The 13,876-nt window shown below is 72.2% G+C and carries 14 protein-coding genes; 6 read left to right on the forward strand and 8 right to left on the reverse strand.

Annotated features, from left to right (window positions below; genetic code table 11):
• Positions 1-103: 103 nt before the first annotated feature.
• Entirely contained in the window at positions 104-928 is an 825-nt protein-coding gene (locus QF030_RS26400; protein WP_307165085.1) for a purine-nucleoside phosphorylase, read from the reverse strand.
• 153 nt (positions 929-1,081) lie between these two features.
• Entirely contained in the window at positions 1,082-1,519 is a 438-nt protein-coding gene (locus QF030_RS26405; RefSeq protein WP_307165086.1) for a gamma-glutamylcyclotransferase, read from the reverse strand.
• Positions 1,520-1,615: 96 nt separating this feature from the next.
• Between QF030_RS26405 and QF030_RS26410 the strand changes: the two genes are divergently transcribed.
• Together QF030_RS26410 and QF030_RS26415 are read left to right on the forward strand one after the other, a co-directional pair.
• A complete protein-coding gene (locus tag QF030_RS26410; protein ID WP_307165087.1) occupies positions 1,616-3,064 on the forward strand; it encodes an NAD(P)H-quinone dehydrogenase in 1,449 nt (482 codons plus the stop codon).
• 188 nt (positions 3,065-3,252) lie between these two features.
• Positions 3,253-4,218, forward strand: coding sequence for a DeoR/GlpR family DNA-binding transcription regulator (locus QF030_RS26415; RefSeq protein WP_307165088.1), 966 nt, complete (start codon positions 3,253-3,255; stop codon positions 4,216-4,218).
• A 222-nt stretch (positions 4,219-4,440) separates the two neighbouring features.
• Here QF030_RS26415 and QF030_RS26420 read toward each other — a convergent pair whose 3' ends face one another.
• Entirely contained in the window at positions 4,441-6,213 is a 1,773-nt protein-coding gene (locus QF030_RS26420; RefSeq protein WP_307165089.1) for an acetyl/propionyl/methylcrotonyl-CoA carboxylase subunit alpha, read from the reverse strand.
• A 373-nt stretch (positions 6,214-6,586) separates the two neighbouring features.
• On the opposite strand from QF030_RS26420, the gene QF030_RS26425 reads away from it, so the two are divergent.
• A complete protein-coding gene (locus QF030_RS26425) occupies positions 6,587-7,081 on the forward strand; it encodes a hypothetical protein (protein ID WP_307165090.1) in 495 nt (164 codons plus the stop codon).
• Here QF030_RS26425 and QF030_RS26430 read toward each other — a convergent pair.
• The 4 genes from QF030_RS26430 to QF030_RS26445 all read right to left on the reverse strand — a co-directional run bounded on the left by QF030_RS26430 (position 7,050) and on the right by QF030_RS26445 (position 9,824).
• Positions 7,050-7,655 (reverse strand): Maf family protein, encoded by a 606-nt coding sequence (locus tag QF030_RS26430; protein WP_307165091.1) that lies wholly within the window; start codon positions 7,653-7,655, stop codon positions 7,050-7,052. The two genes, QF030_RS26425 and QF030_RS26430, sit on opposite strands and share 32 nt — an antisense overlap.
• A gap of 26 nt (positions 7,656-7,681) precedes the next feature.
• Positions 7,682-7,810 (reverse strand): morphogenic membrane protein MmpB, encoded by a 129-nt coding sequence (mmpB, locus tag QF030_RS26435; protein ID WP_307165092.1) that lies wholly within the window; start codon positions 7,808-7,810, stop codon positions 7,682-7,684.
• A 181-nt stretch (positions 7,811-7,991) separates the two neighbouring features.
• On the reverse strand, positions 7,992-8,201 hold the full coding sequence (locus QF030_RS26440) for an acyl-CoA carboxylase epsilon subunit (RefSeq protein WP_307165093.1): 210 nt from the start codon (positions 8,199-8,201) through the stop codon (positions 7,992-7,994).
• Positions 8,202-8,210: 9 nt separating this feature from the next.
• The gene (locus tag QF030_RS26445) at positions 8,211-9,824 is read right to left on the reverse strand and encodes an acyl-CoA carboxylase subunit beta (RefSeq protein WP_307165094.1); all 1,614 of its coding nucleotides are present in this window, start codon (positions 9,822-9,824) and stop codon (positions 8,211-8,213) included.
• A gap of 110 nt (positions 9,825-9,934) precedes the next feature.
• Between QF030_RS26445 and QF030_RS26450 the strand changes: the two genes are divergently transcribed.
• Both QF030_RS26450 and QF030_RS26455 read left to right on the forward strand, forming a co-directional pair.
• Complete coding sequence (locus QF030_RS26450; protein ID WP_307165095.1) at positions 9,935-10,801, forward strand: biotin--[acetyl-CoA-carboxylase] ligase; 867 nt, start codon at positions 9,935-9,937, stop codon at positions 10,799-10,801.
• 115 nt (positions 10,802-10,916) lie between these two features.
• On the forward strand, positions 10,917-12,068 hold the full coding sequence (locus QF030_RS26455; protein WP_307165096.1) for an adenylate/guanylate cyclase domain-containing protein: 1,152 nt from the start codon (positions 10,917-10,919) through the stop codon (positions 12,066-12,068).
• On the opposite strand, the gene QF030_RS26460 is transcribed toward QF030_RS26455, so the two are convergent.
• Complete coding sequence (locus QF030_RS26460; RefSeq protein WP_307165097.1) at positions 12,065-12,745, reverse strand: hypothetical protein; 681 nt, start codon at positions 12,743-12,745, stop codon at positions 12,065-12,067. The two genes, QF030_RS26455 and QF030_RS26460, sit on opposite strands and share 4 nt — an antisense overlap.
• 244 nt (positions 12,746-12,989) lie before the next feature.
• Here QF030_RS26460 and QF030_RS26465 point away from each other — a divergent pair, with 244 nt between their 5' ends.
• Complete coding sequence (locus tag QF030_RS26465) at positions 12,990-13,793, forward strand: enoyl-CoA hydratase/isomerase family protein (RefSeq protein ID WP_307165098.1); 804 nt, start codon at positions 12,990-12,992, stop codon at positions 13,791-13,793.
• Positions 13,794-13,876 lie beyond the last annotated feature (83 nt).

A 13,876-nucleotide genomic window follows, 5' to 3' on the forward strand; every position in this document is an offset into this window, starting at 1 on the left:
TGCGTGTCAGCGCCGGTCGGTACCACTCGGCCCGTCCGGCGATCGAGGACAAGGCCCGTTCAGGGCCGAAGCGGGGGCCTGGGGGCGGCCCCCAGGACGGCGCTCAGAGCCGTCCGAGCACCTGGGCCAGCAACGATCCCATCCGCGTCGCGCTGTCCCGCCCGGCCTGCAGAACCTCCTCGTGGTTCAGCGGCTCGCCGGTCATTCCCGCGGCGAGATTCGTCACGAGGGAGATACCCAGCACTTCCGCCCCCGCCTCACGCGCCGCGATGGCTTCCAGCACGGTCGACATGCCCACCAGGTCCGCGCCGATGGTGCGGGCCATCCGGATCTCGGCCGGCGTCTCGTAGTGCGGGCCGGGGAACTGGGCGTAGACGCCCTCCTCCAGCGTGGCGTCGATCTCCTTGCACAGCGTGCGCAGCCGCGGGGAGTAGAGGTCCGTCAGGTCCACGAAGTTCGCGCCGACGATGGGGGACGTCGCCGTGAGGTTGATGTGGTCGCTGATCAGCACCGGCTGCCCGGGGCGCATGCCCTCGCGCAGGCCGCCGCAGCCGTTCGTCAGCACGATCGTCTTGCAGCCGGCCGCCACCGCCGTGCGGACCCCGTGGGCGACGGCGGCGACGCCGCGGCCCTCGTAGTAGTGGGTGCGGCCCAGGTAGACCAGCGCCCGCTTCTCGCCGATCTGGTACGAGCGGACCTTGCCGCCGTGACCCTCGACCGCGGGCGGCGGGAATCCGGGCAGCTCGGTGACCTGGAACTCGGCGTCGGGAGCGCCCAGGGCGTCGACCGCCGGCGCCCAGCCGGAGCCCATCACGAGGGCCACGTCGTGGGTCTCGGCGCCGGTCAGTTCGCGCAGGCGCGCGGCGGCGGCGTCGGCGGCGGCGTGCGGGTCGCCCTGGATGTCGTCCGGGAGAAGAGATGCGTTCACGCGATGAGGGTAGCCGGTTCGGGCCTACGCGCGTAGATGACCGGGCCAACGGGATGGCGATCGTTGTCTTGTCGTTTCCAACGAGGCGTGGACCGCCGGGCGACGATCAGTCGTCGGCGCGCGCGGATGTTCCGAGTCCAGGGTCGGCCGCGCTCAGCAAGGCCTCTTGCGCAGCTCCATCACGTAATCGTGTGGTGCTCCGGCGGATTCGGCGGCGTCGGCGATCTCCCCGAGATAGCGGGCCGCGGGCAGCCCGCCCTCGTAGCCGTTCAGCACGAACATCCAGGCGGACTCCTCCCCCTCCATCGTCTGCACCCGTACCCGGGTGCGCCGGTAGATGCCGAGGCCCACGCCCTCCCAGCGGTCCAGGGAGTCCTCGTCCATGGGGGCGACGTCGTACAGCGCGACGAAGACCTGCGCGCCGGGGTCCTCGGCGACCGTCGCCAGCGCGCCCTCCCAGCCCAGCTGCTCGCCGCCGAACGTCAGCCGCCACCCGTTCAGCCAGCCGGTGGCGCGAAGCGGCGAGTGGGGAGCGCGGCGGGTCATCAGCCGCGCGTCGAGGTTGCCGGCGTACGCGGCGTAGAGCGACATGCAAGGAGAGTACGGCAGCCCGCGCACGCGTCACTCTCGTAACAGTGGCGCCCCCCGCGGCCCCCGGGGCAGGACCACCGGCCCCCGTGCGGGACAATGGAGTACGTGACTCGGATCGTGATCATCGGTGGCGGACCCGGCGGCTATGAGGCGGCGCTGGTTGCCGCGCAGCTCGGCGCGGAGGTGACCGTCGTCGACTGCGACGGTCTGGGCGGAGCGTCGGTGCTGACCGACTGCGTGCCGTCGAAGACCCTGATCGCCACGGCCGAGGTGATGACCACCTTCGACTCCTCGTACGAGGAACTGGGGATCATCGTCGCCGACGACACGCCGCCGCTGGAGCAGGCCGCCCGGGTCGTCGGCGTGGACCTCGGCAAGGTCAACCGCCGGGTGAAGCGGCTCGCGCTCGCCCAGTCGCACGACATCACCGCCTCCGTCACCCGGGCCGGCGCGCGCGTGCTGCGCGGCCGGGGCCGGCTGGCGGGCATGCAGTCCCTCGACGGCTCGCGCAAGGTCGTCGTCAGCGCCGCCGACGGCACCGAGGAGACCCTCACCGCCGACGCCGTGCTGCTCGCCACCGGCGCCCACCCGCGCGAGCTGCCGGACGCCCAGCCCGACGGCGAGCGCATCCTGAACTGGACCCAGGTCTACGACCTCGGCGAGCTCCCCGAGGAACTCATCGTGGTCGGCTCGGGTGTGACCGGCGCGGAGTTCGCCGGCGCCTACCAGGCCCTCGGCTCCAAGGTCACCCTCGTGTCCTCGCGCGAGCGCGTGCTGCCCGGCGAGGACCCGGACGCCGCCGCCGTCCTCGAGGACGTCTTCCGGCGCCGTGGCATGAACGTCATGGCCCGCTCGCGCGCCGAGTCCGCCAAGCGGGTCGGCGACCGGGTCGAGGTCACCCTGTCCGACGGCCGGGTCATCACCGGTTCGCACTGCCTCATGGCGGTCGGCGCCATTCCCAACAGCGAGGGGATGGGCCTGGAGGAGGCGGGCGTCAAGGTCCGCGAGTCGGGTCACATCTGGACCGACAAGGTCTCCCGGACCACCGCCCCCGGCGTGTACGCGGCCGGCGACGTGACCGGGGTCTTCGCCCTGGCCTCGGTCGCCGCCATGCAGGGCCGCATCGCCATGTACCACTTCCTCGGCGACGCGGTGGCCCCGCTCAACCTGAAGACCGTCTCCTCGAACGTCTTCACCGACCCCGAGATCGCCACCGTCGGCTACAGCCAGGCCGACGTGGACGGCGGCAAGATCGACGCCCGGGTCGTCAAGCTGCCGCTGCTGCGCAACCCGCGCGCCAAGATGCAGGGCATCCGCGACGGCTTCGTCAAGATCTTCTGCCGCCCGGGCACCGGGATCGTCGTCGGCGGTGTGGTCGTGGCGCCGCGCGCCTCGGAACTCATCCATCCGATCTCGATCGCCGTCGACAACAACCTGACGGTCGAACAGATCGCGAACGCGTTCACCGTGTACCCGTCTCTTTCCGGGTCGATCGCGGAGGTGGCGCGACAGCTGCACACCCGGAAGACGGCGGGCGACGCCTGACGACCGGTTTCGACTCCCCGCTGGTCACGGGGAGTTGACGGCGGGTCGTCGCCGGGTTGCCGGACGTGCGGGAGGCATAGGCGCCGGAACTGGGCCCTATACCACTCCCCGTCCCCCTGTGCGAACAACTTCTACTATTCGGCGCAAAGAGCTGAAAGCAGACGGTCGTCCGCGTTACTGTCAGTTTCGTGTTCGCTGCAGAACGTCGCCAATTGATCCTCGAAATGGTGCGAGCGAACGGGGCCGTGTCGCTCCGTGAACTCGCCCGCGTCGTCCAGACCTCCGAAGTGACCGTACGGCGGGACGTGCGCGCACTGGAGGCAGAAGGACTCCTCGACCGCCGGCACGGCGGTGCGGTATTGCCGGGCGGGTTCACGCGAGAATCCGGCTTTCCGCAGAAATCCCATCTCGCGACCGCCGAAAAGACCGCCATCGCGGACCTCGCCGCCAACTTCGTCGAAGAGGGCGAAGCCATCGTGGTCGGGGCGGGCACCACCACACAGGAGCTGGCCCGCCGGCTCGCCCGGGTGCCCGGTCTGACCGTCGTCACCAACTCCCTGCTCGTCGCCCAGGCGTTGGCCCATGCCAACCGGGTCGAGGTCGTGATGACCGGCGGCACCCTGCGCGGCTCCAACTACGCCCTCGTGGGGAGCGGCGCCGAGCAGTCCCTCCAGGGACTCAGGGTGTCGCGGGCCTTCATCTCCGGGAGCGGACTGACCGCGGAGCGCGGGCTGTCCACGTCCAACATGCTGTCGGCGTCCGTGGACCGGGCGCTGGTGCAGGCGGCCGCCGAGGTCGTCGTCCTCGCCGATCACACCAAGCTCGGCACGGACACGATGTTCCAGACCGTGCCGACGGACGTCATCACCCGGCTGGTGACCGACGAGCCGCCCGCGCACGACGACCGTGCGGGCACCGAGCTCCAGGCTCTGGCGGATCAGGGGGTGCAGATCGCCGTGGCCGGGGCGTCGGGGAGCCCGGGGGGTGATGCGGTCCCGGCGCGCCATCAGCAGCAGCGTCGGGACGTGCCGCTGCCGGCACCGCGCCGGGGGCAGGTGCCGGGCGCTGCCGCGGGATTGCGGGCGGCTTCGATGATGGGCGAGCAGTCCGCCGGCGCGGAGCGTGCGCGGGTCGCGGATCTGCGTCGTCGTTGACCTCGGGCGCGTCGTCGGTGCCGGGTGACCGGGGGTCCCGCCCCCGGACCCCCGTTCGGCCCTGAACTGACCTCGCCCTCGGACTCCCGGAGAGGGGGCGCCCGGACGGGCCGGGTGGCGCGGGCGGGTCGGATGGTTCCGGCGCACCCGCAGGCCGGCAGAGGCTCTGAACGCGGCGAGGCGCCCGGGGGCCGGGCGCCTCGACACGGGTGACTGCCGGGGTCAGTCCTTGATCTCGCAGATCGCGGCGCCCGAGGTGATGGACGCGCCGATCTCCGCGGCCAGGCCCTTCACGGTGCCGGAGCGGTGCGCGTTCAGCGGCTGTTCCATCTTCATGGCTTCGAGGACGACGATCAGGTCGCCCTCCTTGACCTCCTGGCCTTCCTCGACGGCCACCTTGACGATGGTGCCCTGCATCGGGGAGGCGAGGGTGTCGCCGGAGGCCATGGGGCCGGACTTCTTCGCCGCGCGGCGCTTGGGCTTGGCGCCCGCCGCGAGGCCCGTGCGGGCCAGGCTCATGCCGAGCGAGGACGGGAGGGAGACCTCCAGGCGCTTGCCGCCGACCTCGACGACGATCGTCTCGCGGTCGGTGTCGTCCTCGGCCTCGCTGTCGGCCTGGGCCGAGAACGCGGGGATCTCGTTGACGAACTCGGTCTCGATCCAGCGCGTGTGGACCGTGAACGGGTCCTGGCTGCCGGTGAGCTCGGGTGCGAACGCCGGGTCCGCGACCACCGCACGGTGGAACGGGATGGCGGTGGCCATGCCCTCGACCTGGAACTCCGCCAGGGCGCGGGCCGCCCGCTGGAGCGCCTGCTCACGGGTGGCGCCGGTGACGATCAGCTTGGCGAGGAGCGAGTCCCACGCCGGGCCGATCACGCTGCCGGACTCGACGCCCGCGTCCAGGCGCACACCCGGACCGGACGGCGCGGCGAACGTGGTGACCGTGCCCGGGGCCGGCAGGAAGCCCCGGCCCGGGTCCTCGCCGTTGATACGGAACTCGAAGGAGTGACCGCGCAGCTCCGGGTCGCCGTAACCGAGCTCCTCGCCGTCGGCGATCCGGAACATCTCGCGCACCAGGTCGATGCCCGCGACTTCCTCGGTCACCGGGTGCTCGACCTGGAGACGGGTGTTGACCTCCAGGAAGGAGATGGTGCCGTCCACGCCGACGAGGAACTCGACGGTGCCCGCGCCGACGTAACCGGCCTCCTTCAGGATGGCCTTGGAGGAGGAGTACAGCTCGGCGACCTGCGCCTCGGACAGGAACGGCGCCGGGGCCTCCTCGACCAGCTTCTGGTGGCGGCGCTGCAGCGAACAGTCACGCGTCGAGACGACGACCACGTTGCCGTGGCTGTCGGCCAGGCACTGCGTCTCGACATGCCGCGGCTTGTCCAGGTAGCGCTCGACGAAGCACTCGCCCCGCCCGAACGCGGCGACCGCCTCACGGACGGCCGAGTCGTACAGCTCGGGGACTTCTTCCAGCGTCCGGGCGACCTTCAGGCCGCGACCGCCGCCGCCGAAGGCGGCCTTGATCGCGATCGGCAGGCCGTGCTCCTCGGCGAAGGCGACGACTTCGTCGGCGCCGGAGACCGGGTCGGGCGTACCGGCGACCAGCGGAGCGCCCGCCCGCTGGGCGATGTGCCGGGCAGCGACCTTGTCGCCGAGGTCACGGATGGCCTGCGGCGGCGGGCCGATCCAGATCAGGCCCGCGTCCAGCACGGCCTGTGCGAACTCGGCGTTCTCCGAGAGGAAGCCGTAGCCGGGATGAACGGCGTCGGCCTCGGACTCCCTCGCCGCGTTCAGCACCTTCTCGATATCGAGATAGCTGGTCGCAGGAGAGTCACCGCCCAGGGCGAACGCCTCATCCGCGGCGCGGACATGCAGAGCGTCCCGGTCCGGTTCGGCATACACGGCCACGCTCGCGATACCGGCATCCCGGCATGCCCGGGCCACGCGGACTGCGATTTCGCCACGGTTGGCGATGAGCACCTTGCGCACGATTGAGGCTCCCTCCTTGAAACAAGCCGAGTTTAGGGACTGCCGACACGCCTCATCGACCCGTCCCCAAAGGTGAGCTTGCCCACACGGAGCGTGATGCCAGGCTCACTCGACCGCGAAATCCCTTGTAGTACCGCCGTACGCAGCACTGCTCCGCCAAACCCTAGCCCTCTGATGTGGCCAAGGTCTCTGTGAGCACGTGCTGCGGCACACTCCGTTTCTTTGTGGAGTCCCTACGAATGGCCCAATGATTCTTTGCCGCGCGCAGAACCCTTGTCCCGGGGTTTACCCGTTAGTAGCGTTCAGGATGTTCCGAACGTACTTCAGGTAACCGCATCCTTGCTCGGGGCGGGGTCGAAAGTGGGTGGGACCGGTGGTGCGCAGACCGGTGGCGTGGATCGTGGCGGTCGTGCTCTTCGCGGAGGCGCTCGGGGTCGCCGCGCTGAACTGGTTCATGGGCGTCGTGGTGGACCGGCAGGACATGTCCCTGGCCGGAATGGACCCGGACGTCATGTCGACGTCCTCGAAGGTCGGGGGGATCCTCTTCGGCCTCTACTTCGGCCTGTGCGCCGTGGTGGCCCTGCTGGTGGCGCTGCGCGACCGCGCGCCCGCCGGGTTCGGCCGGGTGCTGCTGATCAGCGCCGCGGTCGTGCACGGCCTGCTGGGCGCCTTCGCGTGGGGTCTGCTGGGCTGGACGCAGTTCGTGTTCATGGTGGTCGTCCTCGCCCTGATCGTGCTGCTCCTGATGACCTACGACGCCAAGGAGCGGCCTGTCGCCGGGCAGCCGCAGGACGGCAAGGGCGCCGGCGGCGGGCCGCCGCTCGCGCCGGCGCCGGTCACGCCTCCGACGGCGCCCACAACTCCGTGATCCCTACGCCCAGGTGCGCCAGCAGCCGGCGCACCAGGGGCAGGCTGATGCCGATGACGTTGCCGTGGTCGCCGTCGATGCCCTCGATGAACGGGGCGGAGCGGCCGTCGAGGGTGAACGCCCCGGCGACGTGGAGGGGTTCGCCCGAGGCGACGTACGCCGCGATCTCCTCGTCGGTCGGCTCGCCGAAGCGCACGACGGTGGAGGCGGTCGCGGAGGTGTAGCGCCCGCTGACGGTGTCGTAGACGCAGTGGCCGGTCTGGAGCGTCCCGGCCCGGCCGCGCATCGCCTTCCAGCGCGCGGTGGCCTCCGCGGCGTCCGCGGGCTTGCCCAGCGCCTCGCCGTCCAGGTCCAGCACCGAGTCGCAGCCGATCACCAGCGCGCCCTTGACCTCGGGCTTCGCGGCCACCACGGAGGCCTTCGCCTCGGCGAGCGCGAGCGCCAGGTCGGCCGGGGTGGGGGCGGTGACGGCGTCCTCGTCGACCCCGCTCACGATCACCTCGGGGGCGAGACCGGCCTGTCGCAGCAGGTTCAGCCGGGCGGGGGACTGGGAGGCGAGGACGAGTCGGCGCATGCGATCAGCCTAGCGGCGTGGCGTGGCTACCCGAGCCCCAGCACGAGCATCGCCACCACCATGGCCAACGCCAGGAAGAGGCCGAGTCTCCGCAGGGTCTCCTGCATCTCGCGGAGTTCCTCGGGGGGCTCGTTCTCGGGGTCGGACCACAGCATGTCACCAGCGTGCGGCACGCCGGGTTGACTGCGCCTGAGTACCCGTACTCACGTTGTGGGCCCGCAGCCGTTCACCGGATGTCCGGGTGTTCGTCGGCTGCGGGCCGGTGGGGCCGATCACTCCCGCGCGGGGCCGTGCGTCGCTACGGCCCCGCGCCCCCGAAAAGCGGGTCGGCTGCCCCTAGGACGGCCAGTAGGTGCGGGTCCAGGAGGCCTGGCCGGGCTGCGGCAGGCGCTGTCCCGCGATGCGGGCGGGGTCGGACCACGCGTCCCTGGCGCCTTCCGCGCCGGACGGTGTGGCCGCTGCCGCCGCGGCGCGGGCCCGGACCACCGCCAGGGCGGCGGCGAGCTCCTCGGGGGTCGGGTTGCCCCGTACGACCTTGATCGTCACAGCGGCTCCTTAGAGGGGGATGTTGCCGTGCTTCTTCGGAGGGAGGGATTCCCGCTTGGTGCGCAGCTGACGCAGGCCGCGCACGATGTGCCGACGGGTGTCGGACGGCATGATCACCGAGTCGACGTAGCCGCGTTCGGCCGCGACGTAGGGGTTGAGGAGGGCATCCTCGTACTCCCGGATCAGCCGGGCGCGCACCGTCTCCAGATCCTCACCGCTCGCCGCCGCCTCCGCCAGGGTGCGGCGGTGCAGGATGTTGACCGCGCCCTGGGCGCCCATCACGGCGATCTGGGCGGTCGGCCAGGCCAGGTTGAGGTCCGCGCCCAGGTGCTTGGAGCCCATGACGTCGTAGGCGCCGCCGAAGGCCTTGCGGGTGATGACGGTGATCAGCGGGACGGTGGCCTCGGCGTAGGCGTAGATCAGCTTGGCGCCGCGGCGGATGATGCCGTCGTGCTCCTGGTCGACGCCGGGCAGGAAGCCGGGCACGTCCACGAACGTGATGACCGGGATGTTGAAGGCGTCGCAGGTGCGGACGAAGCGGGCTGCCTTCTCCGAGGCCGTGATGTCCAGACACCCGGCGAACTGCATCGGCTGGTTGGCGACGATGCCGACCGGGTGGCCCTCGACGCGGCCGTAGCCGGTGAGGATGTTGGGCGCGAAGAGCGCCTGCGTCTCGAAGAACTCGGCGTCGTCCAGCACGTGTTCGATCACCGTGTGCATGTCGTACGGCTGGTTGGCGCTGTCCGGGACGATGGAGTCCAGCTCCAGGTCCTCCTCGGTGACGGACAGGTCCGCCTCCTCCGGGAACACCGGAGCCTCGGAGAGGTTGTTGGACGGCAGGTACGACAGCAGCTGCTTGACGTACTCGATGGCGTCCTTCTCGTCGCCGGCCATGTGGTGCGCCACGCCCGACACCGCGTTGTGGGTGCGCGCGCCGCCCAGCTCCTCGAAGCCGACGTCCTCGCCGGTGACCGTCTTGATGACGTCCGGACCGGTGATGAACATGTGCGAGGTCTGGTCCACCATCACCGTGAAGTCGGTGATCGCGGGCGAGTACACCGCGCCGCCCGCGCACGGGCCCACGACCAGGCTGATCTGCGGGATCACCCCGGACGCGTGCGTGTTGCGGCGGAAGATCTCGCCGTACGCGCCCAGGGACGCGACGCCCTCCTGGATGCGGGCGCCGCCGGAGTCGTTGATGCCGATGACCGGGCAGCCGGTCTTCAGCGCGAAGTCCATCACCTTGACGATCTTCTGGCCGTAGACCTCGCCGAGCGCGCCGCCGAAGACCGTGAAGTCCTGGGAGAAGACGGCGACCGGACGGCCGTCGACCGTGCCGTACCCGGTGACGACGCCGTCTCCGTACGGACGGTTGCTCTCCAGGCCGAAGTTGGTGGAACGGTGCCGGGCGAACTCGTCCAACTCGACGAACGAGCCCTCGTCGAGGAGCAGCTCGATCCGCTCACGGGCCGTCAACTTGCCCTTGGCGTGCTGCTTCTCGACGGCACGCGCCGAACCGGCGTGCGTCGCTTCCTCGATGCGCCGCTGGAGATCCGCGAGCTTGCCCGCGGTCGTGTGGATGTCGATCCCTGGGATCTCGTGGCGCTCTTCCGGCTCGGACATCGGGATGTGGCTCCCTGCCTGCTCAAAAGGGGGGACGGTTACTCATCCGTAGAGTAGTGCTGGCCCTGGGGATCGGCAGTGCGGCATTCAACACACCTAGGGTGGCTTGCATGACACCGCGAGATGCAGCAGACGACGGCGCCAGCCGGTGGTCCGATCTGGACCGTCCGCCCCTCAACGCCCCGGCGCTGCGCCGGGCGCTGGTACGCGAGGGCGGGCTGTGGTCGCAGGTGGAGGTGGTGCAGAGCACCGGTTCCACCAACTCCGACCTGGTCGACGCGGCGGGCGCAGGCACGGTGCGCGAGGGCGCGGTCCTCCTCGCCGAGGAGCAGACCTCGGGGCGCGGCCGGCTGGACCGCCGGTGGACCGCGCCCCCGCGTTCCGGGCTGTTCTTCTCCGTGCTGCTCACCCCGAGCGAGGTGCCGGTGGCCCGCTGGGGCTGGTTGCCGTTGCTCACCGGGGTGGCCGTGGCGACGGGACTGTCCCGGGCGGCGGGCGTCGACACGGCACTCAAGTGGCCCAACGACCTCCTGGTGACCGTCGGGGGAGAGGAACGCAAGGCGGGCGGCATCCTCGCGGAGCGGGCCGGACAGGAGTCGGTGGTCGTCGGGGTCGGCCTCAACGTCACCCTGCGGGCGGACGAGCTGCCGGTGCCCCAGGCGGGATCGCTGGCCCTCGCCGGCGCGCTCGTCACGGACCGGGACCCGCTGCTGAGGGGTGTCCTGCGCGCGCTGGAGGAGTGGTACGGGCGCTGGCGGGCGGCCGGCGGAGACCCGGCGGCGAGCGGTCTCCAGGAGACGTACGCGGCCGGGTGCGCGACGCTGGGACGAACGGTACGGGCCGAGCTGCCGGGGGACCGGTCGATCGTCGGCGAGGCGGTCGCGGTCGACGGGGACGGACGGCTTGTGATCGCCACGAAGGAAGGGGTACAGGAGCCGGTGGGCGCGGGGGACATCGTGCATCTGAGGCCGGCGTGACCCGGATGCCGGGCGGCGTCAGCCCGCCGAACCGGACGGAGTGAGCTGGCGCACACCTGCCGTAGAGTTGAGGCCGGTCGATACCTGACCGCGGAAGATCGGAAGGGCAGCAGGCGTGACCGTCGACGACACGGGCTCCGGCGCGGGCGCGGACGGCCGGGGAAACCTGCCGGCCGCGGAACCCGGTGAGCCGGGCGACCCCGGTGAGGACCCGCATCCTCTCGCCCTGCGCCTCGAACAGCTCATCCTCGGCGCCGAGCGGCGTTACACCCCGTTCCAGGCCGCCCGCAGCGCCGGTGTCTCCATGGAGCTGGCGTCGCGCTTCTGGCGGGCCATGGGCTTCGCCGACATCGGGCAGGCCAGGGCGCTCACCGAGGCCGACGTCCTCGCCCTGCGGCGGCTGGCCGGTCTCGTGGAGGCGGGGCTGCTGAGCGAGGCGATGGCCGTGCAGGTGGCGCGGTCCACGGGGCAGACCACCGCCCGTCTGGCGGAGTGGCAGATCGACTCCTTCCTGGAGGGGCTGACCGAGCCGCCCGAGCCGGGGATGACCCGTACCGAGGTCACGTATCCCATCGTCGAGCTGCTGCTGCCCGAACTGGAGGAGTTCCTCGTCTACGTCTGGCGCCGGCAGCTCGCCGCCTCGGCGGGCCGGGTCGTACAGGCAGCCGACGACGAGGAGATGGTCGACCGGCGGCTGGCCGTCGCCTTCGCGGACCTCGTCGGCTTCACGCGGCTGACCCGGCGGATGGAGGAGGAGGAGCTCGGCGAACTCGTCGAGGCCTTCGAGACGACCGCCGCCGACCTGGTCGCCGCGCGCGGCGGACGGCTGATCAAGACGCTCGGCGACGAGGTGCTGTACGCGGCCGACGACGCGGGCATCGCCGCCGACATCGCGCTGCTGCTCGTCGAGACGATGAGCAACGACGAGACGATGCCCGAACTCCGCGTCGGCATGGCCTTCGGCACGGTCACCACCCGGATGGGCGATGTCTTCGGCACGACGGTCAACCTGGCGTCCCGGCTGACGTCGATAGCTCCCCGGGACGCCGTCCTCGTCGACAGCGCCTTCGCCGAGGAGCTGATCCGCACCGGCGACGCCCCGGCTTCGGAGGCCGAGGCGGCGGAGGAGGCGGCCGCCGCCGAGAAGGAGGGCGAGGCGCCGCCGAAGTACCGCTTCGCGCTCCAGCCGATGTGGCAGCGGCCGGTGCGCGGTCTCGGCGTGGTCGAGCCCTGGCTGCTGACCCGGCGCAACGACGTCGAAGGCTAGAGCCTCGGCACGGCGGCGCCCAGCGGATCCACGCACAGGCCGATGACGGGAACGCAGACGCCCGGCTGACGTGGATCGCCGGGCTGCTGCGGCTGGGGCGTCGGCGCGGTTGTGGCCGGGGCGGGTGCCGGTGTTCTCGGGGGCGAAGTGGGCCGCGGCGCGGCGGGCCCTTCCGGCGCTCCGGACGCGGGGGCGCGGGGCGCGGGCGCGGCCGGGGTGTAGGTGGCGCCCGGGGTGAGGGCGACGGACGTCGGCGCCCCGGGGACGCCCGGGACCAGGCTTGCCCGGGGCGCCGGGGCGGTGCTCGCTCCGCCCATCGCGCTCGGCGCGGTCGGTGAGGGCGCGACGGTGACGGCCGGGCCGGCCGGGCGGTCGGTGTCGGCGCCGCTGCCCACGTCGGTGTCGTCGGTGCCCGCGACGGGTTCCGGGCGGGGTTCGGCCTCCGCGGTGCCGAGGCCACCGACGCCCCCTTGGTCGGGGGTCAGCCGGACGAGGCTCAGCACCCCGGCGGCCAGTGCGAGGCCGCCGGCGGCGAACAGCACCTTGCGGGGGCGGGGACGGCGGTGTCGGCCCCGGGGGCGGTGGGCCCACGGCCCGGCGTCCTCCACGAGCTCCCCCCCGTCCTGCGGAGCCGTCTCGTACTGCCCGGTCCACGTGCTCACCGGCGTGCTCGTCATCGCGTTCCTCCCCGATGCGGTCGCGCCCCCGATGCGCCGGGGCGGACGCACGTTATGCGCTCCTGTGGGCGGTGCGGACCGAGTTGGGCGGCATGTCACCCGAACGGGTCGGCGGGGCGGACATGCGGGGTGCGGGGACCGGCCGCCCTTTCGTCTCCCGGCCCCGGCTGGGATGATCGGACGAGCGGTGTTAACCCGCGTTAACCGGAGGGTGTCTGTCGTGAGCGGTGTCGGGAGCGGTGTCATGAGCGAGGAGCGGTTCGGGGAGTTCGTCCTGGTGCGGCGGCACGGGGACGGCGGGCACGTCGCCGAGCTGGTCCTCGACCGGCCGAAGGCCATGAACGCCGTCTCCACCGACATGGCGCGGTCCATCGCCGGGGCCTGCGCGGCGCTCGGCGGGGAGCGGGACGTGCGGGTGGTGGTGCTGACCTCGACGCACGAGCGGGCGTTCTGCGTCGGCGCCGACCTCAAGGAGCGGAACTCCTTCAGCGACGCCGAGCTGCTGCGGCAGCGGCCCCTCACCCGCGCCGCGTACACCGGGGTGCTGGAGCTGCCGGTGCCCTCGGTCGCGGCGGTGCACGGCTTCGCGCTGGGCGGCGGCTTCGAACTGGCGCTGGCGTGCGACGTGATCGTGGCGGACGGTACGGCCGTGGTCGGGCTGCCTGAGGTGTCGGTCGGCGTGATCCCCGGCGGCGGCGGGACCCAGTTGCTGCCGCGCCGGGTGGGGGCGGCGCGGGCGGCCGAGCTGGTGTTCACGGCGCGCCGGGTGGCGGCGGCCGAGGCGCGGGACCTGGGTCTGGTGGACGTCCTGGTGGACGAGGGGCGGGACCGGGAGGAGGCGCTGGCACTGGCCGCGCGGATCGCGGGCAACTCGCCCGTGGGCCTGCGGGCGGCGAAGCGGGCGCTGCGCCTGGGGCAGGGACTGGAGCTGCGGGCCGGGCTCGAGATCGAGGACGCCGCGTGGCGGGCGGTGGCCTTCTCCGGGGACCGGGCGGAGGGCGTGGCGGCCTTCAACGAGAAGCGGAAGCCGCAATGGCCGGGCGAGTGAGGCAGCCGCGGGCCGGCGACACGCGACCGGACGTGCGCTCATCACTCTGCGTACCGCTTCGGTGTCCCCTTTCGGGCTGAATG

It is taken from the genome of Streptomyces rishiriensis, from assembly GCF_030815485.1.
In the GTDB taxonomy this organism is placed as follows: domain Bacteria; phylum Actinomycetota; class Actinomycetes; order Streptomycetales; family Streptomycetaceae; genus Streptomyces; species Streptomyces rishiriensis_A.

Excerpts from the sequence above, each read along its gene's own strand:
- QF030_RS26405 (WP_307165086.1), bottom strand. The coding sequence starts at position 1,519 with ATGTCGCTCTACGCCGCGTACGCCGGCAACCTCGACGCGCGGCTGATG.
- QF030_RS26410 (WP_307165087.1), top strand. The coding sequence starts at position 1,616 with ATGGAGTACGTGACTCGGATCGTGATCATCGGTGGCGGACCCGGCGGC.
- QF030_RS26430 (WP_307165091.1), bottom strand. The coding sequence starts at position 7,655 with ATGCGCCGACTCGTCCTCGCCTCCCAGTCCCCCGCCCGGCTGAACCTG.
- mmpB (WP_307165092.1), bottom strand. The coding sequence starts at position 7,810 with ATGCTGTGGTCCGACCCCGAGAACGAGCCCCCCGAGGAACTCCGCGAG.
- QF030_RS26445 (WP_307165094.1), bottom strand. The coding sequence starts at position 9,824 with ATGTCCGAGCCGGAAGAGCGCCACGAGATCCCAGGGATCGACATCCAC.
- QF030_RS26450 (WP_307165095.1), top strand. The coding sequence starts at position 9,935 with ATGACACCGCGAGATGCAGCAGACGACGGCGCCAGCCGGTGGTCCGAT.
- QF030_RS26460 (WP_307165097.1), bottom strand. The coding sequence starts at position 12,745 with ATGACGAGCACGCCGGTGAGCACGTGGACCGGGCAGTACGAGACGGCT.
- QF030_RS26465 (WP_307165098.1), top strand. The coding sequence starts at position 12,990 with ATGAGCGAGGAGCGGTTCGGGGAGTTCGTCCTGGTGCGGCGGCACGGG.